Origin of the sequence: Kitasatospora sp. NPDC001309 (assembly GCF_042896295.1) — a bacterium.
Taxonomy (GTDB): domain Bacteria; phylum Actinomycetota; class Actinomycetes; order Streptomycetales; family Streptomycetaceae; genus Kitasatospora.
The window spans coordinates 34,339-55,345 of sequence record NZ_JBIAXC010000029.1; the positions used below are offsets into that span (position 1 = coordinate 34,339).

Consider the following 21,007-nt stretch of genomic DNA (forward strand, 5'->3'; position numbering starts at 1 on the left):
AAGGATCCGGCGCGGCCCGCCCGTTTGACCGATCCCCAGGACACCCGCTTGACCAACCCCTTGCACGCCCGGGCCGGAAACGGCCCGGGCGTGCACCGTTCCCGCACGATGGTCCGTCCCGTGTCCTGCGAAAGGAGGCTCATCGCCCGGATTCCTCCAGGTATCACGGCATCTGTCGGACCTTCACCAATCTCCCATCGGATGATCACCCCGCCGCCCGGGTCCGGACCTCCAGCGTACGGAGCGGTCCACTCCAATTCCTTCGCACACCCCCCGGAGTCGAACTGCCCCCAGCAGCGAAAGGCCGCCCCGCCATGCCCCGTCCCGCCGAACGCCCCTCGCCCGACCGCCTGCTGCGCGAGGCCGCCGCGCGCCTGGACCGGCGCCGCTTCCTGACCGTCACCTCGGCCGCCGCCACGCTCGCCTTCACCGTCAACCTGCCCTCCGCCCACGCCGACACCCCCGAGTTCGCGCCGCGCCTGATCACCGACGACCCGTTCACCCTCGGCGTGGCCTCCGGCGACCCGCTGCCCGACGCCGTCGTGCTGTGGACCCGCCTCGCTCCGCGCCCCCTGGAACCCGGCGGCGGCCTGCCCCCGGCCGGATCCGTCCGGGTCGGCTGGGAGATCGCCCGCGACGAGCGCTTCCGCCGCGTCGAGCGACGCGGCTCCGTCCGCGCCCACGCCGAGTTCAACTACGCCGTCCACGTCGACGTCGACGGCCTCGACGCGGCCCGCGGCTACTTCTACCGCTTCACCGTCGGCGCCTGGGCCAGCCCCGTCGGCCGCACCCGCACCGCCCCCGCCCGCACCCGCTGCCCGGAGCGCACCCGCTTCGCCGTCGTCTCCTGCCAGGCGTACGAGGACGGCTACTTCACCGCCTACCGCCACCTCGCCGACGAGGACCTCGACGCCGTCTTCCACGTCGGCGACTACGTCTACGAGTACGCCATCGACGCGGCCGGCGGCGACCGCAAGTACACCGACCGCGTCCTGCCCGCCGCCCTCGACCACGAGACCGTCACCCTGGAGGACTACCGGCTGCGCTACAGCCTCTACAAGAACGACCCCGACCTCCAGGCCGCCCACTCCGCCCACCCCTGGTACGTCACCTGGGACGACCACGAGGTCGAGAACAACTACGCCGCCGGCATCCCCGAGAAGAACCAGGACCCGGCCCCCTTCGTCGCCCGCCGTGCCGCCGCCTACCGCGCCTACTGGGAGAACCAGCCGCTGCGCCTGCCCCAGCCTCGCGGCACCGACCTCACCCTCTACCGGCGGGTTCACTGCGGGCAGCTCGCGCAGTTCGACATCCTCGACACCCGCCAGTACCGCGACGACCAGGCCAACGGCGACGGCTGGCAGTACCCGACACCCGAGTCCCAGGACCCGCGCCGCACCCTGATGGGCGCCACCCAGGAGCGTTGGTTCGCCGAGGGGCTGCGGCGTTCCCGGGCGACCTGGAACGTGGTGCCCCAGCAGGTGGTGTTCTCCCGCCGCAAGAACACCACCGCCGAGCGCTCGAAGCTGTCGATGGACGCCTGGGACGGCTACCCGGCGGCGCGCGAGCGCTTCCTCAAGGCCGTCGACGAGGCCGGTACGAAGAACCTGCTGCTGCTCACCGGAGACGTCCACGTCGCCTACGCGATGGACGTCAAGCGGGACTTCGACGACCCGGGCTCCCGGACGGTCGGCGTGGAGATCGTCGGCACCTCCGTCAGCAGCGACGGCGACGGCGAGGAGAAGCCCTCCAACTGGGCCACGCTGACGGCCGCCAACCCCCACATGAAGTTCTACGACGGCCGCCGCGGCTACACCACCCTGACGTTGGACCGCCACCGGGCCCGCGCCGACTACCGCACCGTCTCCCACATCACCCGCCCCGGCGGAACGGTCTCCACGGCCGCGTCCTTCGTGACCGAGGCCGGCAACCCGGGCCTCCACCCGGCCTGAGGCCGGCCGACGACGAAGCCCCGCCGCCCCGGCTTCCGGGGCGGCGGTGCGGAAGGCTGCCGTAGGTTCAGACCTCGCCGAACTCCCATCAACCCTGCCTCCGAACCCGACGTCACCTTCGTTCAGGGCGTGCCGGTCGGCGAGGATCCGACCGCCCCTGAGGAGTAACGGTCACTCCCCGCCGTCCCGGGGTGGCGGGGTGGCGGGGAGCGGGTTGACGGGCGGCCGGGGTTATCTGCGGGCGGCCCGGGTGCGGCGGGTGAGGGAGTCGAGGACGACGGCCGCGAGCAGGACCGCGCCGGTGATCATGTACTGGATGGCCTGGGCGGCGTGGACCATGTCCAGGCCGGTGGTGATGGACTGGATGACCAGGATGCCCAGCAGCGCGGACCAGGTGTTGCCGCGGCCGCCGAAGAGGCTGGTGCCGCCGATGACGGCGGCGGCGATGGCCATCATCAGGACGTTGCCGCTGCCGAGTTGCTTGTCGGCGGAGCCCTGCTGGGAGGCGTAGAAGAGGCCGCCGAGGCCGGCCAGCAGCGCGGAGAGCATGAACACCGTGACCCGGACGCGGGCGACGTTGACGCCGGCGCGCCGGGCCGCCTCGACGCTGCCGCCGAGGGCGAAGATCTGCCGCCCGAAGCGGGTTCGGCGCAGGGTGAAGTCGGTGGCGACGACCACGCCGAGCAGGACGACCAGGGACAGCGGCAGGCCGCGGTCCTGGTTGAGGGCGTACGCGGCGGCCAGGGCGAGCACCGCCAGCGCGGCGGTGCGCAGCACCGTGTCGGCGAGCGGCCGGGAGGCCAGGCCGGCGGCGGACCGCCGCCGGGCGGTGCGCAGTTGGGCGAGCAGGTAGAGGGCGGGGGCGAGGACGGCGAGGCCCCAGGCGTAGGCGATGTCGCCGTCGCCGAGGAAGGTGGAGTCGAGGCCGGCGACGATGCCGTCGTGGGGGTTGTTGACGGTGCCGGCGTCGCCGAGGACCCATTCCTGGAGGCCGCTCCAGGCGAGCATGCCGGCGAGGGTGACGACGAAGGCGGGGACGCCGACGCGGGCGAAGAGCAGGCCGTGCAGGGCGCCGATGACGCAGGCGGCGGCGAGGGCGGCGGCGATGGCGAGCCATTCCGGCCAGCCCTGGCGTACGGCGAGGACGGCGGTGATGGCGGAGGACGCGCCGGCGACCGAGCCGAGGGAGAGGTCGATCTCGCCGAGGATGAGGACGAAGACGACGCCGACGGCTATCAGCCCCGGTCCGGCGATGAAGCGGGTGATGTTGGTGAGGTTGTCGGCCTGCAGGAAGTGGTGGGTGACGGACTGGAAGACGATCGCGATGACGACCAGTCCGACGACCACGGGCAGCGACCCCAGTTCGCCGGAGGCGAGCCGGCGCCGGGCCGCGTCGGCTCGTCCGGCCCAGGTCGGGGCGGTGACGTGCAGGCGGGGGTCGGGGGCGGGGGCGGTCATGCGGCGTCCTCCTCCTCGGCGCGGCGGGCCCGGCGGCGGGCGTGGGCGTTGTCGTCGGCGCCGGTGATGGCGGCGACGATCTGTTCCTGGGTGGTGTCGGCGACGGGGAAGACGCCGTTGTTGCGGCCCAGGCGCAGGACGGCGACGGTGTCGGCCACCGCCCGTACGTCGGCCATGTTGTGGCTGATCAGGATCACGGCGAGGCCGCGGTCGCGCAGGCGTTCCACCAGGTCGAGGACCTGGGCGGTCTGTTCGACGCCGAGCGCGGCGGTGGGTTCGTCCAGCAGCACGAGGGACGGTTCGCCGACCAGGGCGCGGGCGATGGCCACGACCTGGCGCTGGCCGCCGGAGAGGGCGGCGACGGGGGCGTGCACGTCGGGGATGCGGATGGCGAGGGTGTCCAGCAGGTCGCGGGCGCGTTGCTCCATGGCGACTTCGTCGAGCAGGGCGTGGCGCAGTTGTTCGCGGCCGAGGAAGAGGTTGGCGATGACGTCGAGGTTGTCGCAGAGGGCGAGGTCCTGGTACACGGTGGCGATGCCGAGGGCGGTGGCGTCCTGGGGGCGGGCCAGGCGCACGGGGGTGCCGCGGAAGGTGATGGTGCCCTCGTCCACGGCGTGGACGCCGGCGATGGTCTTGACGAGGGTGGACTTGCCGGCGCCGTTGTCGCCGACGAGGGCGAGGACCTCGCCCGGGTGGACGTCGAGGTCGATGTCGGTGAGGGCCTGGACGGCGCCGAAGCGCTTGGAGACCGAGCGCAGCTGGAGGACGGGTGCGCCTGTCACATGAACCATCCTGAATGTTCGGGGGCGGTGGGCTACTTGAGGCCGGCGGCGGTGCAGGCGGCGGCGTAGTCGGCGGTGCAGATGTCGGAGGCCTTGTAGAGGCCGTCGGCGATCACGGTCTGGGCGATGTCGGCCTTGGTGACGACCTTGGCGTCCAGGAGCTTGGCCGGGATGTTCTTGTCCGTGGAGCTGTCGACGGTGGTGGTGGCCACGGACTTCACGTCCTTGCCCTGGAGGAGGTCGACGGCCAGTTCGGCGGCGGACTCGGCGAGGGGCTTGTAGGCCTTGTAGATGGTGTAGGCCTGGTCGCCGTTGACGACGCGCTGGATGGCGTCGAGGCCGGCGTCCTGGCCGCCGACGGGGACCTTGATGCCGGAGCCCTGGAGCTGGGTGATGATGGCGCCGGCCATGCCGTCGTTGGCGGAGTAGACGGCCTGGAAGCCGTTCTTGCCGAGTTGGGTGACGGCGGCGGCGATCTTCTGGCCGGCGACGGTGGGGTTCCACTGGCCGGACTGCTCGTAGACGACCTTCTTGATCTTGCCGTCGAGGACCTTGTGCGCGCCGGTCTTGAACTGGGCGGCGTTGGGGTCGGCCTCGTCGCCGTTGATCATGACGATGTTCGCGTCGGGAGCCTGGGGGCCCAGGGCGTCCAGCAGGGCCTGGCCCTGGAGCTCGCCGACCTTCTCGTTGTCGAAGGAGACGTAGGCGGAGACGGGGCCGGTGGCCAGGCGGTCGTAGGCGAGGACCTTGACGCCCTTGGCGGCGGCCTCCTGCACCCAGCTCTGGGTGGACTTGGCGTCGAAGGCGTCCAGGATGATGACCTTGACGCCCTGGGTGAGGAGGGTGTCGAACTGCTGCTTCTGCTTGGCGGCGCTGCCCTCGGCGTTGTTGTAGAGCACCTTGCAGCCCGCGCACAGGGACTTGACCTTGGCCTCGATGAAGGGCCGGTCGAAGGACTCGTAGCGCACGGAGGAGGCGTTCTCGGGCAGCAGCAGGCCTATGGAGGTGCTGTCGCCGGAGGCGGCGGAGTCCTTCTTGTCGCCGCCGGCCTTGCCACAGGCGGCGGTCATGGAAAGCGCCAGCGCGAGGCCGACGGTCGGGACGAGTACGCGACGCAGTACGGCGTTCATACGGGTGCCTCTCCCTGGGGCGCCGCGACGGTGCGGCGGGGTGGGGGGAGTCAACCCTGACCGCGTACATGGCGTCAAGAAGTAAAACCAGACTCCGAGCGAACGCCTGCTATTCGTTATCTTCGTGAACGCTTTTGGTTTTCCCGGCGTGTGCGCTTGACATGATGGTGGTGTCGGGATAACGGCTCGGCTTCTCGGTAGGCGGGGGGAGCCCGGTGCCGTGCGGCAGGAGTGCCGCGCCGTCCTGCCGGGGAGACGGCGAGGTGCCCGCCGCTCCCCTGATGCGGCGGGCACCTCACGGTCGTCGGACAGCCCGACCTGACGAATCGTCAGGGCCGGTCGAGGGTGATGGAGTTGATCGGCCCGAGGTCGTAGTAGACGCCGTTCTGGGCCGGGATGTCGTACACGCAGTTGCCGCCGCCGCTGCTCTTGCACAGGTGGGCGTGCGCGCCGCCGGTCTGGTTGTTCAGTACCCAGTGGTTGCCGTACTGGCCGCTGAGGTTGTGGGCGCCGTAGCTCCAGTACACGGCGCTGGGGGAGACGGCCGGGTTCTGGTCCTGCGGGTAGACGCAGACGGCGCCGGACGGGCAGCCCGCCCAGTCGCCGGTGACGGCGGCGCCGGCGCCGCCGGTGCCCACGGCGGTCAGTGCGGCGGCCGTGATCGCGACGGCGGTCAGGGCACGGGTGATCCTTCGCATGGTGTACTCCCTCGCTGGTGCGGCGGCCCCCACCTGCGGTCGGGGCCAGTGCTCGCCAGCGTAGGAACGTGCGGGCCAGGGCGGTCCCTGACATCCGACAGGGGCGCGCCGCCGCGCCCCGGGCGCCGGGGGGTGGTACGGGCGTCAGGCGTCGGGGTCCGGTTGCGGGGGCGGCGGGTAGGCCGGGCCCGTCTGCCGGAACGCTGGCCCCGCCGCCTCGATGTACGCGCGGAAGGCGGCCCCGGCGGAGCTGACGTGCAGGTCGACGACGACCTCCCCGCCATCGTGGCGGCCGTCCTCCGTGAGGGCCAGGCCGATCAGTGCCAACTCGCCGGCCTGGTCCCTCTGTTCACGTTCCTCCCAGGTCTCCTCGCCGAGTTCGCCCTCGTCGTCGCGTTCCCAGGCCGCCATCGCGGCGCGGGCCAGTTCCGCGGGCAGGCGCACCGTGACCCGGCCGACCTGGTGGTGGACGTGCTCCCCGACCGCGGCCAGCAGCTTCGCCTCCTGCCGGTACAGCGTGTACTGCTCCTGATGCGTCATGAGGGAACTCCTCGTGGGTCGTCGGGCCGCACGCCCGGGGTCAGGCGCAGGCGCTCGGGGCGGGCCGGGGCCCGCAGGCGTTCGGGCGGCAGCTGGTCACGGCGGGCCTGCCAGGCGAGCAGACGGGAACGGTCCTGCTCGTCCCCGGCCCCCTCCCCCTCCGGCGCGGGTGCCTGGCCGGTCTCCCGCAGCAGCACCCGGGCCGGGCGGTCCTCGCCGGCGGGCAGGACGTCCAGCACCAGGAAACGGGTGCCGGGCGGGAACACCACTTCGGGATCCCCCTCCTCGGCGATCACGGACGTGCGGCGGCCGGTGGCGGACCACACCAGGAACTCCACGCCCGTGCCCGGCACCACCTCCGCCTCCGCGGTCCCCACCACGGGCGCGGGCTCCACCAGCAGCGCGCCGCGCACGTACTGCGCCAGCACCTCCTCGCCGGCCTCGGCGCCCAGCAGCACCGCGCCCCGGTGGTTGGGCAGCCGCCGCAACCCGGACCCCAGACAGGCCAGGTACGGGGCCAGCGGCCCGGTGGCGTGGTCGCCGCGGCGGGCGGCCTCGACCAACTCGGCGCGGTGCACCGGGATACCGGTGTCGGCGTGGTGCAGGTAGACCGCCGCCAGGTCGTCCTTCAGGTCGTCCCGCGCCTGGGCGCGCAGCGCCGGCATCCGCAGCGCCGCCTGCTCGGCGCGGCCGGCGTAGCGGTGGAAGTCCGCACCCAGCAGGGCCCGGAAGGCGGCCCGCTCGGCGGGCGTGGACGCGCGGCCGGCGGCGGTGGTGCCGACGGTGGGCGGGACGAGGAGGCGGGGCGCGGCGGCACGACCGGGGGTGTCGGGGGAGTCGGGGGAGCCGGGGACGATGGCGCCCTGCGGCGGGGCCGGTGGCTCGCCGGGGCCCGCCCCTTCGGCCTGCGGGGTGGGCGGGTCCTGCGGGCCGGCCGGTTCGGGGGTCGGTGCGGGGGTGTCGGGGGTGGTGCTCTGGGTGGTGACGGTCGCGGCGGTGGCGGGGGTGATGGGTTCGGGCGGGGTGTGCGGTTCGGGGGTCGGTGCGGGGGTGTCGGGGGTGGTGCTCTGGGTGGTGACGGTCGCGGCGGTGGCCGGGGCGATGGGTTCCGGCGGGGTGGGGGTGGCAGGGGTGGCCGGGTGGGTTCGTCGGACGGTGGGGGTGGCGGGCAGGAGCAGCCGCGGGGCGGGGGCGCCCGGTTCGGTGAGGGCGGACACCAGGTCCTCCAGGACGGCGAGGACCTCGGCGGGCGCCGGCCGGTCGGCCGAACCCGCGATCAGGGTCGGCCGGGTCGGGTCCGGGGCGAGCAGGCGGGGGCCGCGGTCGTCCGGCACCTGGTCGGGCCGCAGCCACAGCCCGGCCGGAACGGCCTCCAGGCGCCAGCCCGCGACCGGGGCCTGATGGAGCGCCGGCCCGCAGTCGGCGAAGGCCGCGGGCAGGGGGCGCCACGCGGAGGCGATCACCCGCCCCAGCTCGCGGCAGGCGGTCAGCTCGGTCAGCCACGGCTCCCAGCCCGGGGCCCCGTCGGCGCCCAGGACACGGGCGGACCAGCCGCTCGCGGTCCGTGTCGGCAGGCCGACAGCGGCCCGCACGTCGTGGCCCAGGGCCGCCGCGAGCGCCCCGGTCAGGGCCACGAGCTGCGCGGGGTCGGCCCAGGGCGCACTGATCAGCAGCTCGGCGGGACGGGCGCCGGGCGGGCCGGGCCGGGCAGCGGCGACGGCGGCGGCGGCGATTGCGGCGACGTCGGCGGCCGGTGGCAAGGGCGCGTGCGGTCGGCCTACCACCAGCACCGGGGTGCCGGGCGCCGTGGCGGCCCGGAGCAGGGGGTCCGGCACGGCGGCCGGGACGGTCGTGCCGGGGAACCAGAAGCCGTGCGGCAGTACGGCCGTCAGCGCCTCGACCGTGCTCTCCGCGGGCCCGGCCACGGTCGGCTCCCCGGCGCGGGGTGCCGGGGCGCTCGTTCCGACGGGATTGGTGGGAAGGGGAGTTGGGTCCGGTACGGCGGCCTGCTGGGCCGCCTGCCGGGGCACGGGGGCGGCGGGGGAGGGCAGCGGGCCCGCCGCCGGTAGGGCCGGTGTGGCGGGCCGGGGGGTGGGGTCCGCTTCGAGGGGGTGCGGGGCGCCGAGGTGCTCGCCGGACGCTCCCGCCGTGGTCGTCGCGGGTGCCGTCGGTGTGGCCGCCACAGCCGCCGTGGCCGCCACAGCGGCTGCGGTGACCGTCACGGCTGCTGTCGTGCCGTTCCCGGAGCTGCCGGTGCCCGCGCCCCCGGGCGCCGCGCCGGTGCCCGCGCGCCCGGGCGCCGTGCCCGTGCCTGCTCGGGGCAGCGGCCAGACGGGCCCGAGTCGGCGGGTGCGTCCGTCCGGGGTGAACAGCCACCAGGAGGACGGATCGGCGTCGGTGGCACCGCTGGCCAGCAGGGTGCCGTCGGGGCGCAGGGTGACGAGCCCGTCCGGAGCGACGATGCTGGTGGCGGCCAGTTCGGCGAGCCGTTGCGCGGGCCGGCGCCCGGAGGCGGGTGTCGCCGCGAGGGCGGAGGCGGCCAGGACCAGGGTGGCGGCGTTGCGGTCGGCGGCGGTGCGGGCGAGGTCGTCGAGGCGGCCGAGTAGGACGGGTTGGGCATCGGGGGCCGCGGCCAGCACCGTGACGGTGCCGGGTACGGCTTCCAGCGCGGCCAGCGCGTCGGTGAGCGCGGCGGGCAGCGCAGCCGCGTCGGTGCCGGGCGCGATGACGAAGTGCGCTCCCACCTCGTGCAGCGCGGCCGGGCCCGCCGGTTCGGCCGCCGTGTCGTTGTCCGTGCGCCGGCGGTTCAGCCAGCGGCGTGCCCCGGAGGCCTGTTCGATGGTGCTCACTGACGCGACTCCCCTTCCCCGTCCGCGCTGCCCCCGCCGCCCCCGTCGTCGACGAGCGCGGTCTGCACCTGTACGGTCCGGCGTCGGGTGATGTGCAGGGCCCGGCCCGGCGGCAGCGCCCGCGGCTTGGTGTTGCCGAACAGGAAGCCCTCGCTGGGCGGGCAGGACAGCAGCAGCGCCGGGGTGTTGACCTCTTCGAGCTTGCGCAGCAGCTGGTCGGAGGAGGCCCGCCCGACGCCGTTGGCGCTGCGGGCCACGATCAGGTGCAGGCCCAGTTCGGCGCCCTGCGCCAGGTACTCCAGCAGCGGCGCGAACGGGTGGGCTTGCATGCCGCCGGGGGAGCCGGAGACCAGTTCGTAGTCGTCGACCAGGATGAACAGTTCGGGGCCCTCCCACCAGTCCCGCAGCCGCAGCCGCTCGGGGGCGATGTCCGCCCCGGGCAGCCGGTTGGCCATCGCCCGGGCCGCGCCGTCGACGATCTGGCGCAGCACGTCCACGGCGACGGCGTGCCCGAGCCGGTACTCCGGCGGCACCGCGCCCTGGAGGACGCGCCGGTAGTCGACCAGCATGATCCGCGCCTCGTCGGGCCGGTAGGCGCCGGTGATGCCGGCGGCCACCAGCTTGAGCAGGTTGGTCTTGCCGGCCTCGCTGTCGCCGACGACGACCAGGTGCGGGGACTCCTCGAAGTCGTGCCAGAGGGTGTCCATCGAGACGTCCTGCAGGCCCAACGGCACCCGCAGCCGGCCCTGGGGGGCGGGCAGCGCGGCGGCGGGCAGGTGCAGCGGCAGCATCCGGACCTCGGGCGCGCGCGGGCCGGTCCAGTGCTCGGCGACGGCGTCGACCAGGTCCGCGACGCCCTCGCCCAGGTCCTCGGTGGCGCCGCGGCCGTCCAGGCGGGGCAGTGCGGTGAGGAAGTGCAGTTCCTCACCGGTGAGCCCGCGCCCGGGGATCTTGGGCACGGTCGCCGCGATGCGCATGCCGATCGCGGAGTCGACCGGGTCGCCCAGCCGGAGCTCGAAGCGGGTGCCCAGCAGGTCGCGCAGCGCGCCGCTGACCTCGCCCCACCGGGTGGTGCCCACCACCAGGTGGATGCCGTAGTTCAGGCCGCGCTGGGCGATCAGGGTCAGCGCCGGCGCCAGGTCGGGGAACTCCTGGCGCACGGTGTTCCAGCCGTCGACGACCAGGAACACGTCACCGTGGCCCTCCCCGGGCAGCGCGCCCTCGGCCAGGGCGCGCCGGAACGCGGCCACCGAGTCGAGGCCCAGTTCGGCGAAGCTCTGCTCGCGCCGGGCCAGGATGGCGTTGACCTCGGCGACCGTGCGCACCACCCGCTCCGGGTCGTGCCGGCCGGTCACCGCGCCCACGTGCGGCAGGCCGCGCAGCGAGGAGAGCGTGCCGCCGCCGAAGTCCAGGCAGTAGAACTGCACTTCGCGCGGGGTGTGGGTGAGCGCCAGCGCCGCGACCAGGGTGCGCAGCAGGGTGGACTTGCCGCTCTGCGGCCCGCCCGCGACCCCCACGTGCCCGCCCGCCCCGGACAGGTCCGCCACCAGCAGGTCGCGCACCTGCTGGAAGGGCTTGTCCACCACGCCGACCGGCACCCGCAGCGCGCCGCGGCCCGGATCGTCCTCGGCGGTCAGCCCGCACCCGGGCACCGGCGCCAGCGGCGCCAGCAGCTGGTCCAGGGTCGGCGGCACACCCAGCGGGGGCAGCCACACCGGGTGGGCCGGCGGACCGGCGTCCACCAGCTTCTCGGCCGCGATCTCCAGCAGGCTGCGACCGGACGCCTCCTCCTCCTGCGCCTCCTGCACCTCCGCCGGGAGGACGGCGGGCTGACGCGGCGCCACGTACTCGGTGCCGTACGCCGCGACCTGCCCGGCCGCGGCCTGACGGCGGGCCGCGACCGGGCGCGGCGCCCGGTAGGGCCCGGAGACGTACGCGGCCTTGAACCTGGTCAGCGTCGCGATGTCACTGCGCAGGAACCCGTTGCCCGGCTGCGAGGGCAGGTGGTAGGCGTCCGGGACGCCCAGCACGCCCCGGCTCTCCATCGCGGAGAAGGTGCGCAGGCCGATCCGGTAGGACAGGTGCGACTCCAGGGCGTGCATCCGCCCCTCGTCCAGGCGCTGGGAGGCCAGCAGCAGGTGCACCCCCAGCGAGCGCCCCAGTCGTCCGATCATGATGAACAGGTCCATGAAGTCCCGGTGCGCGGCCAGCAGTTCGGAGAACTCGTCGACCACCACGAACAGCGTCGCCAGCGGCTCCAGCGCCGCCCCGCCGGCCCGGGCCCGCTCGTAGTCGAGCAGCGAGCTGTAGTTGCCCGCCGCCCGCAGCAGCTCCTGACGGCGCACCAGCTCCCCGTGCAGGGCGTCGCGCATCCGGTCCACCAGCGCCGCCTCGTCGGCCAGGTTGGTGATCACCGCCGAGGTGTGCGGCAGCCGCTCCAGCCCCAGGAATGTCGCCCCGCCCTTGAAGTCCACCAGCACGAAGTTCAGCACCTCGGAGGAGTGGGTCATCGCCAGCGCCAGCACCAGCGTGCGCAGCAGCTCCGACTTGCCCGACCCGGTCGCCCCGATCAGCATCCCGTGCGGCCCCATGCCGCCCTGCGCCGACTCCTTGATGTCCAGCTCCACCGGCGTGCCGTCGGCGGCGATCCCCAGCGGCACCCGCAGCCGGTCGGCGACGCCGCGCGCCCAGCCCGCCGCCACGTCGTGCCCGTGCAGGTCGCGGACGCCCAGCAGCGACGCCAGGTCGAAGTCCCCGGCGAGCGGCTCGCCGCCCTCCGAGCCGTCCCCGATCCGGTACGGCGCCATCAGCGCCGCGAGCCGCCGCGCCGCCGGCAGCGACAGCGCGTCCGGCCGCCCCAGGTCGGTCTCCTCGTCCCGGTGGTTGCGGTCCGCACCGACCATCGCCAGCCGGCCCTCGTCGATCCGCAGCCGCAACCGGTGCCGCAGCGGCTTCCACTCCAGCGCCTCACCCAGGTCCAGCAGCACCGCGTTGCGCCACCCCGCGAGCGCCGCCCGGCTGCCCGCGCCCACCGGCACACCGTCCAGCACGACCACCGTGAACGGCTCGTCCCGGCCCGGCTGCGCATCCGGCTCCCACGGCCCGCGCCCCGCGAACTCCGCCCCCAGCACCTGCTCCAGCTCCGCCACCGACCCGGCCATCAGCCGCACCGGCCCCAGCGCGTCGGTCTCCACCGGGTGCAGCGCGTGCGGCAGCCACTTCACCCACTCCCACGCCCGGCGCTGCCCGGCCTCGCAGACCACGGCGATCCGCAGGTCCTGCGGCGCGTGGAACAGCGCCAGCTGCGCCAGCATCGCCCGTGCCAGCGCCCGCGCCGCCTCCCGCTCGTCCGCGCGCACCAGCACCTGGGCGTAGCCGCGCACGTACACCGCGATCGGCTGGTCCGCGACCGTGCCGTAGGCGTGGATGAACCGGCGCAGCGCGTGCGCGCACAACGGCTCCAGGTCCTCCACCGGCTTGGTCGCCAACGGCGCCAGCCGCACCGCCAGCCGCTGGTGTCCCACGCCCACCCGCACGTCCCCGAAGTCCGGGTGCGCGGCGCGCCGCTCCCACAGCCGAGAGGTGCGCACCAGCGAGGCCAGCGAGCCCGGCGCCGGGTGCCGCCAGGCCAGCGCCTCCTGCTGGCGCACGATGTGCCCGCGCACCTGACGGCGCATCTGCGCCAGGTAGCGCAGGTAGTCGCGCCGCTCGGCGCGCAGCTCCCGCTTACGGTCGCTGGAACCGCGCAGCAGCGACGTCACCAGCATGCCCACCGCGGAGAGGCCCATCATGCCCATCGCGACGTACGTCATGATCCCGCCGCCCTCACCCGGGCGCAGGAACACGAACACCATCGACAGCGAGCTCAGCGCCATCGGCGCCATCGTGATCATGCTCGACATGCCGCTCTGCGACTGCGGCAGGACCGGCGGCTCCTGCAACTGGATCTCGCCGTCGGGCATCGCCGGCCCGGGGCGCCGCGGCGCACGCTCGACCACTACCACACTCAACGAAAGCGCTCCTCGCACCCGGGAAGGACGGCGGCGAAGTGCCCCGCCGCGCGGGACGCCGTCCTCCTGGGGCGACGGACGGCACCCCCTCCGGGGTTCAGCCGGGCCCCCGCTCGACCCGTTCGGACCGGATTTGAACCCCGCACCCGCCCCGGCCCGTCCCCCGGGAAGGAGGCCGCCCCGCGGGCGGTACGGCAACCGCCGCACGGGCGGGTACGGCAAGCGCCGCACGCGAGCACGAGGAGAACCTTGAACGGGAGCACCACCGGGACCACGGCAACCGGACTGTGCCGACTGAGGTTCCACGCACCCGACACGGTGTTCGAACTCGTCGTCCCCGCCGACGTCCCCCTCGCCGACCTGCTGCCCGCCGTCCTCGACCACGCCGGCGACGGCCTCGACGAACAGGGCGCCGAACACGACGGCTGGATCCTCCAACGCCTCGGCCAGGCCCCCCTGGACGAGGAACTCGGCGCCGACGCCCTCGGCCTGCGCGACGGCGAGGACCTCCACCTGCGCCCCCGCCGCGACCCGCTCCCCGAGGTCCACTACGACGACCTCCCCGACGGCCTCGCCACCGGCATGCGCGAACGCGCCGACACCTGGCGCCCCGTCCTCACCCACCACACCGCCCTCGCCCTGGCCGTCACCGTCCTGGCCGGCGGCCTGGCCCTCCTGCTGCTGCCCGGCCCGCCCCAACTGCGGGCCGGTGCCGCCGCCGTCACCGCCCTGTTCCTGCTGCTGGGCGCCCTCAGCGCCTCCCGCGCCGTCGGCGACGCCGGCGCCGGCACCGCCCTGGGCGCCACCGCCGTGTCCTACCTCGCCCTGGCCGGAGCCCTCCTCACCCCCGACACCGGACCGTCCGCCGCCGGCGCCCGCCTGCTCGCCGGCGGCTGCGCCGGCGCCGGAGCCGCCGTCCTGGCCATGGCCGCCGTCGGCTGCGCCGCCCCGCTCTTCCTCGGCCTGGTCCTGTTCGCCCTGCACGTCACCGCGGCCGGTGCCCTGCTGCTGGCCGGACTCACCGTGCCCGCCACCGCCGCCGCCCTGGCCGTCGCCCCCGTCGCCACCGCCGCCTTCCTGCCGGGCGTGTGCTTCCGCCTGTCCGGACTGCGCCTGCCCGCCCTGCCCCGCAACGCCGAGGAACTCCAGGAAGGCATCGAAGCCGTCCCCGCCGCCACCGTCCGCGCCCGAAGCACCGTCGCCGACGGCTTCCTGACGGCCTTCCACCTTGCCCTCGCCCCCGTCCTCCTCCTCGCCCTGACCGCCCTCAGTGGGCAGGAGGGCTGGGCCCCCACCGCCCTGACCTGCACCCTGGCCCTGCTGCTCGCCCTGCACGCCCGCGGCATCGGCTCCGTCCCCCAGCGGCTGGCCGTCCTCGTCCCCGCCGTCTGGGGCCCCGTGCTGCTCACCGCCCGCCTCGCCACCGAGCTGGCCCCCGCCACCCGCACCGGCCTGCTGGCCGCGCTGCTGGCCGCGGCCGCCCTGCTGGCCGCCGCCTCCTGGACCGTCCCCGGCCGACGGCTGCTGCCCTACTGGGGCCGCGCCGCCGACCTCCTGCACACCCTCGCGGCCGTCGCCGTCCTCCCGCTCGCCCTCGCCGCGGCCGGCGCCTTCCAGGCGCTGCGCGCCCTCGCGGGCTGAGCCCGAACGACTCGCCGTACCCGCTGAGCGCGCCGTACCCGCTGAGCCCGAACGACCCGCCGCACCCGCCGTACCCGCTGAGCCCCGCCACCGAGGAGAACCGCCACCATGCAGTCGAAGCGCGACCAGGTGCAGGCCCACCTGTTCGTGATGGGCCGCCTCGCCACCGGCATGCTCCGAGGCGAGCCCGACGCCCCCGACGTCCCCACCGGGCGCACTTCCCGAGGCATCGTCACCGGTCTGGTCGTCGCCGCCCTCGCCGCCCTGATCGCCGCCGTCTACGGCGTCCTCGTCCCCGGCGGCGCCACCGGCTGGAAGAAGCCCGGCACCCTCGTCCTGGTCAAGGAGAGCGGCGCCCGCTACCTCTACGTCGACGGCGCCCTCCACCCCGTGCTCAACGAGGCCACCGCCCGCCTGCTCGCCGGCGACCAGCTCACCGTCGACCAGGTCAGCGTCCACTCCCTGGCCGACACCCCGCGCGGCACCCCCCTGGGCATCCCCGGCGCCCCCGACGGCCTGCCGCAGTCCGAGCGCCTGGCCACCGCCCCCTGGCTCGCCTGCGCGAGCTGGCAGCCCGACCCCTCCGGCACCCGCCGCCCCCGCCTGGCCCTGGCCATCGACCCCACCACCCAGGGCACCGCCCTCACCGACCGTCAGGCCTTCCTGGTCGCCGCCCCCGACGGCACCCAGCACCTGCTGTGGCACGGGCGCCGACTGCGCCTGGACACCCGCAACGGCGCCCGCCAGGCCCTCGGTCAGGCCGCCGTCACCCCCCAGCCCGTCACCCAGGCCTTCCTCGACGCCCTGCCCGCCGGCCCCGACCTGGCCGGCCCCGACCTCGACCAGCGCGGCACCCCCGGCCCCGACCTCGCCACCCGCCCCACCCGGGTCGGCCAGCTCTTCACCGGCCCCGGCGGCGACCCGTACCTGCTCACCCCAGCCGGACTCGCCCCGCTCACCCCGATGGCCCTGCAACTGGTCCTCGCCGACCCCCGTACCCAGGAGAGCGCCTACCAGAAGGCCGCCGCCACCCCCACCGCCATCGGCGCCGCCGACCTCGCCGCCCACACCGCGCCCGCCACCCCCGCCCCGGCCGCCGCCCTGCCCAGCACCGTGCCCGAACTCGTCACCGCCCCCCAGGGCCGCGACCTGTGCACCGCACTGCGCCCCGGCGACCCCGGCCCCACCACCACCCTGACCCTCGTCGACGACACCGCCGTCCAGGGCCCCGGCCCCGCCGCCCAGCCCGGCATCGAGGCCGCCTGCACCCCCGCCGACACCATCGCCGTACGCCCCGGCGGCGGCGCCCTGGTGCGCGCCCTGTCCACCGCCGGCACCGGCGCCACGCTGTACCTGGTCACCGACAACGGCGCCAAGTACCCGCTCGCCTCACCGGCCGTCGCCAAGCAGCTCGGCTACGCCGACGTCACCCCCGCGGGCGTGCCCGCCGCCCTGCTGGCCCTGCTGCCCACCGGCCCCAGCCTCGACCCCGCCGCCCTCACCGGCCCCGCCCCGAGTACCGCCGCGAGCCCCGCCGCCACCGCCCTACCGGGCCCCGCGTGCGCCCGTTGAACCAACGCTCCCCACGACCCCGTTGACCTGAAATGAACCCGGAAATCCGAATCCGGGCCGAGGAAAGGAACCACCGTGAACCTGAAGGTGAACGACAACGCCGTCCAGGGCACCCACGCCACCCTGGAGGAACAGATCGAGTCGATGATGCGGGCCGCCGCGCGGATCCACGACATCAACACCGAGGTCCAGCAGCACTTCCAGGCCGCGTGCAGCACGAAGTACACGGACAACCTCAACGCCTGGGAGGGCAAGTACGCGAACCTCCAGAGCGCCTACCGGACCTTCCAGGAGGCCTTCGCCGCCGGGCACCGGCAGGTCAACAACGCCCACGACGAGGCCACCGGGGTCGGCGGCGGCTGGGGCGGCGGGCACTCCGACAGCGTCTACAAGGGCCTCAACCCCTGACCCGGCCCGCCTGACCCGAAGTTCCACCAGCACCACCACCACGACTCACAGCGAGGAACCCCGATGGCGAACATCCTGCTCAACCACGCCAACATCGACCAGGCAGCCGACGAGATGGAGCAGGCCAGCCGGGCCATGGCAGAGGCCATGACCAGCTGCATGGCGGCCATCAAGAGCAACCAGGAGCACCTCAGCGGCAGCCTCGCCCAGGCCGCCGAGGCGTTCAACACGGTGCTGTCCAACAACAACACCGACATGAACAACGAGATCGCCGCCGGCGTCGAGGCCCTGCGCACCATGCACGGCCTGCTGCGCGACGCCGACAAGCGGGCCGCCGCGGGTATCGGCTGATGGCCACGCCCACCGAGCCGGACTACAACCACACCCTCAGCGTCAAGCACGACGACCTCAAGTACTTCGCGGACACCGAGCTCGGCGCCTTCCTCAAGGACCTGGCGGGCAACCCCGGCTACCGGGCGATGCTCTCCTTCGCCGGCGAGGGCGGCGGCGACTACTCCACGCTGCTGCTGGGGCACGGCTCGCCGGCGGCGCTGTCCATCGCGACCAAGATCCAGACCGACTTCAAGACCCTCGCCGGGGGCATCTCCACGGACCTCAAGACCATGGGCACCCAGATGACCGAGGGCCAGCTGAGGATCCGGCTCGCGCTGACCCTCATGGAGGCCGCCCACGAGGAGGCCATGACGGCCGCCGACATGATGGCGATCCTCGGCAAGGTCTCGTCCGCCACCCCGCCCAAGACCAGCACGTCGTCCTAGCGCCACCCCCGCCCCGGCCCGACCGCCCGACACCCTTTGGAGAAACGAACCCCCATGGCCGATCTGAACTGGGAGAGCGTGCTCGGCTTCTTCGCCTCCGAGGCCCAGCGCAGCTCCAAGATCGTCACCAGGGACCAGGTCGCGGGACCCTCCAAGGACAAGCCCTGGCTGCGCCCGATCGACAAGCTGGTCTTCGACTTCAACAACTTCTACAACGGCACCACGGACAAGGGCGCGGTCTCGGGGATGGGCACCCCCGACGTCTGGTGGGCGTGGAACTACATGCACGGCACGTTGGCGCACAGCATCCGGATCACGGTGAGCGTCAACTACACGGACTGGGGCAACGACGCGGACAAGCCGCTGTCCCAGTTCATCCACCAGCACGAGGGGATCTTCGCGCCGCTGGGCTCGGGCGGGCCCGGGAACGACACGGTCAAGCCCGAGAGCCTGCGGTACGCCGCGGACGGCATCGCCCAGGTGCGGGCGTGGCTGGACCTCTGGCACCCGCGGGTGCAGCACTGGGCGGAGCTGGTCAACGGGCCGGACAGCAACTGGCAGGGTGACGCGGCCGGGGAGTTCAAGGTGCTGCTCAAGCAGTACGCGCTGGAGCTGGAGACCGTCCGCGTCCAGCTGGAGAACAGCCCGTACGAGGCCGACCTCAGGGCGGTGGCCGACCTGCTCCCCGCCACCGTCGACAAGCTCCACACCGTCCACCAGCGCTGGTGGGACAGCGGGAAGCTGTGGCCCTCGCACGCCATCTACGAGGCCCTGTCGACGGCCCTGGTGGGTGTCGTGCCGCAACTGGACTCCACCGCGCACGCCATCAGCTCGATCACCACCCCCCTCGGCGACCCCCGGGAACAGGGCTTCTACGACCAGCTGGAGCTCAAGGCCAAGTCCATTTGGCTGGACAACGTCAAGAAGTACCTCGACGACCGGTCCTACGCCTTCCAGACGGAGGATCCCAACACGGCCGCGGTGAGCCTGCGCAAGGTGGGTGACCCGATGCTCGTCCTGCAGGACGCCTTCAACCGGCTGGACGCCGACTTCGGCTTCGGCTACCGCAACGCCACCCTCGACCTGCCCACCGGCCCGCCCACCGGCGCCGGGGACGGCGGAAAGGACGGGGGCAAGGACGGCGGCAAGGACGGCAACATCGACCTGGGCGGCGGCAGCGGCGGCGGGGGCGACGGCAAGGACGGCAACGGCAAGTTCGACCTGGGCGGCGGCTCAGGCGGTGCCGGTGGCGGTGCGGGGGGCGGCAAGGGCGGCGACAAGACCCACCTGCCGCCACCGCCCCCCGTCATCGGCCCCGGCGGTGGCGGCGGCTCCGGCATCGGCGACGGCGCCGGCACACCGATCCTCGACAAGGATCACAAGCCCGTCCTGGGCGCCGACAAGAAGCCGGTGCTGCTGCCCCCGGGCGGCTACATCGGCAAGGACGGCCAGGTCTACGACGCCAACGGCCAGAAGGTGATCGGCAAGGACGGCAAGCCCGTCGTCGTCCCGCCGGGCTCGGACGTGCCGCCCGGCACCGGCGGCGGCATCTACGGGACCAACGCCAAGGTGCCCAAGGGCTCCAGGGTCCGCGAGGACGGGACGGTCATCGGGCCCGACGGCAAGGAGGTCCTGGACCGCGACGGCAACCCGGTGGTGCTGGCCAAGGGCGGCTCCATCGCCGCCGACGGCACCCTGCTGGACTCCACCGGCCGCCCGATCTCCGACGTCTCCCAGCGCTACACCGACCGCCAGCACGCGATCGACACGATCATGGGCAGCGGAGGCGGCGGCGGGGGTGGGGGCGGCGGTATCGGGTCGGGCGGCGGCACCCGGCTGCCGACCACCGGCTCCGACTGGAAGCTGGACCTGGGCAGCGCCTTCGACGACCACGGCTCGGGCGCGGGCGCCGGCGGGCTGGGCGCCTACTCGGGTCTGCTGGGCGGCGGGGGAGCGGGCGGCATCGGCGGGGGCGGCGTCGGGTCGGGCGGCGGCCAGTTGCCCAAGCTGGTCAGCTCCGGCGGCGGGCTGAGCGCGCGGGCCGTCGAGAACAGCGGCGGGCTGGCTCCGGGCGGCAAGGCGGCGGCCGCCGCCGCGGCCGAGGCCGCCGCAGCCGAGAAGGCGGCCATGCAGAAGGCCTCCGCGATGTCCGCCGAGGAGGCCGCGATGCGTGGCCGCTCGATGCAGACCAGCGGCGGCGGGATGCCGATGGGGCCGATGGGCGGCGGTGGCATGGGCGCCGGCCAGGGGGAGAAGGACCGCCAGCGCACCACCTGGCTGGCGGAGGACGAAGAGGTGTGGGGCACCGACACCGGTGCGGTCAGCGGAGTGATCGGCCGCTGAACCGGCGGCCGGACCGGGCTCCGGACGACGCGTGACGACCCCACCGAGGAACGAGGAACAGAAAAGACATGTCGTACTCCTTCGAGGACCAACTCAACCAGGCCATCGCCTCGTTGGCGGAGCAGCAGGAGAGGCTGGCCGAGTCCACCCGCCGGATGCAGTCGATGACCGCGACCGCGACCAGCAAGGACCGGATGGTCACCGCGAAGGTCGGCCCGCAGGGTGAACTGCTCGCGCTGAGCTTCCACACCACCGCCTACCAGTCCATGGCCCCGGCCGAGTTGAGCGCAGTGCTCAAGGACGTCTTCAACGAGGCCAAGGCTCGGATGGGCGATCAGCTCACCGCCGAGATGCGCGGCTTCGAGGGCGTCGGCGAGACGCTGCGGATGGGCTTCACCGGTGAACGCGGTGACGAGGAGGACCTCTTCGGGGGCGGGGCGGGCCTGGACCTGGACGCACTGCTCGCCCCGCTCACCGCGATGCGCCCCGGCGCCGACCGGACCGCCAAGTCCCGCAAGCAGGAGGAGTTCAATGGCTAAGACGCTGCGCAAGGAAGAGGGCGCCAAGGAGGCGTTCAGCAACTTCGAGGACGTGGCCGCCCTGGTCAAGAAGATCCACGGGGAGGTGAAGGACATCAACGAGTGGAACGTCCAGGCCGGCGGCGGCGACGACATCGGCAAGCAGTACCACGAGAAGATCGACAAGCCGACCGCGGACCTCACCACGCTGACGGGCCAGATCTACAACAAGATCATGGCGATGTCCCAGCACGGCAAGGACACCGTCGACCTCCTGGACGCCACCGACGAGCACAACGTGGGCCTGGCGTGAGCCTCCGTCCGTAA

16 protein-coding genes are annotated in these 21,007 nt (G+C 74.1%); 9 read left to right on the forward strand and 7 right to left on the reverse strand.

Annotated features, from left to right (window positions below):
- The first annotated feature begins 314 nt into the window (after nt 1-314).
- Nucleotides 315-1,952 carry an alkaline phosphatase D family protein gene (locus ACFY2K_RS26695; RefSeq protein WP_380522849.1) on the forward strand — a complete coding sequence of 546 codons (1,638 nt, stop codon included), beginning with the start codon at nt 315-317 and terminating at the stop codon, nt 1,950-1,952.
- Nucleotides 1,953-2,183: 231 nt separating this feature from the next.
- Here ACFY2K_RS26695 and ACFY2K_RS26700 read toward each other — a convergent pair whose 3' ends face one another.
- The 7 genes from ACFY2K_RS26700 to eccCa all read right to left on the reverse strand — a co-directional run bounded on the left by ACFY2K_RS26700 (nt 2,184) and on the right by eccCa (nt 13,419).
- Nucleotides 2,184-3,410, reverse strand: a complete 1,227-nt coding sequence (locus ACFY2K_RS26700) for a sugar ABC transporter permease (protein ID WP_380522850.1) — start codon at nt 3,408-3,410, stop codon at nt 2,184-2,186.
- Nucleotides 3,407-4,201: an ATP-binding cassette domain-containing protein gene (locus ACFY2K_RS26705; protein WP_375895376.1), complete on the reverse strand. Its 795-nt coding sequence runs from the start codon at nt 4,199-4,201 to the stop codon at nt 3,407-3,409. Before ACFY2K_RS26705 ends, ACFY2K_RS26700 begins: the two co-directional genes overlap by 4 nt.
- 23 nt (nt 4,202-4,224) lie before the next feature.
- The gene (locus ACFY2K_RS26710; RefSeq protein WP_380590597.1) at nt 4,225-5,322 is read right to left on the reverse strand and encodes a sugar ABC transporter substrate-binding protein; all 1,098 of its coding nucleotides are present in this window, start codon (nt 5,320-5,322) and stop codon (nt 4,225-4,227) included.
- Nucleotides 5,323-5,651: 329 nt separating this feature from the next.
- Nucleotides 5,652-6,020, reverse strand: a complete 369-nt coding sequence (locus tag ACFY2K_RS26715) for a hypothetical protein (protein WP_380522852.1) — start codon at nt 6,018-6,020, stop codon at nt 5,652-5,654.
- A gap of 144 nt (nt 6,021-6,164) precedes the next feature.
- Nucleotides 6,165-6,560 (reverse strand): hypothetical protein, encoded by a 396-nt coding sequence (locus ACFY2K_RS26720; RefSeq protein ID WP_380590600.1) that lies wholly within the window; start codon nt 6,558-6,560, stop codon nt 6,165-6,167.
- The gene (locus ACFY2K_RS26725; protein WP_387714629.1) at nt 6,557-9,409 is read right to left on the reverse strand and encodes a hypothetical protein; all 2,853 of its coding nucleotides are present in this window, start codon (nt 9,407-9,409) and stop codon (nt 6,557-6,559) included. Before ACFY2K_RS26725 ends, ACFY2K_RS26720 begins: the two co-directional genes overlap by 4 nt.
- A complete protein-coding gene (eccCa, locus tag ACFY2K_RS26730; protein ID WP_387714632.1) occupies nt 9,406-13,419 on the reverse strand; it encodes a type VII secretion protein EccCa in 4,014 nt (1,337 codons plus the stop codon). The genes ACFY2K_RS26725 and eccCa overlap by 4 nt, the downstream gene beginning before the upstream one ends.
- A 249-nt stretch (nt 13,420-13,668) precedes the next feature.
- Here eccCa and eccD point away from each other — a divergent pair, with 249 nt between their 5' ends.
- From eccD to ACFY2K_RS26770, 8 genes are all read left to right on the forward strand, one after another.
- On the forward strand, nt 13,669-15,060 hold the full coding sequence (gene eccD / locus ACFY2K_RS26735; protein ID WP_387714635.1) for a type VII secretion integral membrane protein EccD: 1,392 nt from the start codon (nt 13,669-13,671) through the stop codon (nt 15,058-15,060).
- Nucleotides 15,061-15,168: 108 nt separating this feature from the next.
- Nucleotides 15,169-16,632 (forward strand): type VII secretion protein EccB, encoded by a 1,464-nt coding sequence (gene eccB, locus ACFY2K_RS26740; RefSeq protein WP_380522856.1) that lies wholly within the window; start codon nt 15,169-15,171, stop codon nt 16,630-16,632.
- 75 nt (nt 16,633-16,707) lie between these two features.
- Nucleotides 16,708-17,040 carry a hypothetical protein gene (locus ACFY2K_RS26745; RefSeq protein ID WP_375895395.1) on the forward strand — a complete coding sequence of 111 codons (333 nt, stop codon included), beginning with the start codon at nt 16,708-16,710 and terminating at the stop codon, nt 17,038-17,040.
- 63 nt (nt 17,041-17,103) lie between these two features.
- The gene (locus ACFY2K_RS26750; protein WP_375895397.1) at nt 17,104-17,391 is read left to right on the forward strand and encodes a hypothetical protein; all 288 of its coding nucleotides are present in this window, start codon (nt 17,104-17,106) and stop codon (nt 17,389-17,391) included.
- Nucleotides 17,391-17,819, forward strand: coding sequence for a hypothetical protein (locus tag ACFY2K_RS26755; RefSeq protein WP_375895399.1), 429 nt, complete (start codon nt 17,391-17,393; stop codon nt 17,817-17,819). The genes ACFY2K_RS26750 and ACFY2K_RS26755 overlap by 1 nt, the downstream gene beginning before the upstream one ends.
- A gap of 54 nt (nt 17,820-17,873) precedes the next feature.
- Complete coding sequence (locus ACFY2K_RS26760; protein WP_380522857.1) at nt 17,874-20,162, forward strand: hypothetical protein; 2,289 nt, start codon at nt 17,874-17,876, stop codon at nt 20,160-20,162.
- A gap of 68 nt (nt 20,163-20,230) precedes the next feature.
- Nucleotides 20,231-20,701: a YbaB/EbfC family nucleoid-associated protein gene (locus ACFY2K_RS26765; protein WP_375895403.1), complete on the forward strand. Its 471-nt coding sequence runs from the start codon at nt 20,231-20,233 to the stop codon at nt 20,699-20,701.
- Nucleotides 20,694-20,993 (forward strand): hypothetical protein, encoded by a 300-nt coding sequence (locus ACFY2K_RS26770; RefSeq protein WP_375895406.1) that lies wholly within the window; start codon nt 20,694-20,696, stop codon nt 20,991-20,993. Before ACFY2K_RS26765 ends, ACFY2K_RS26770 begins: the two co-directional genes overlap by 8 nt.
- Nucleotides 20,994-21,007: the final 14 nt, after the last annotated feature.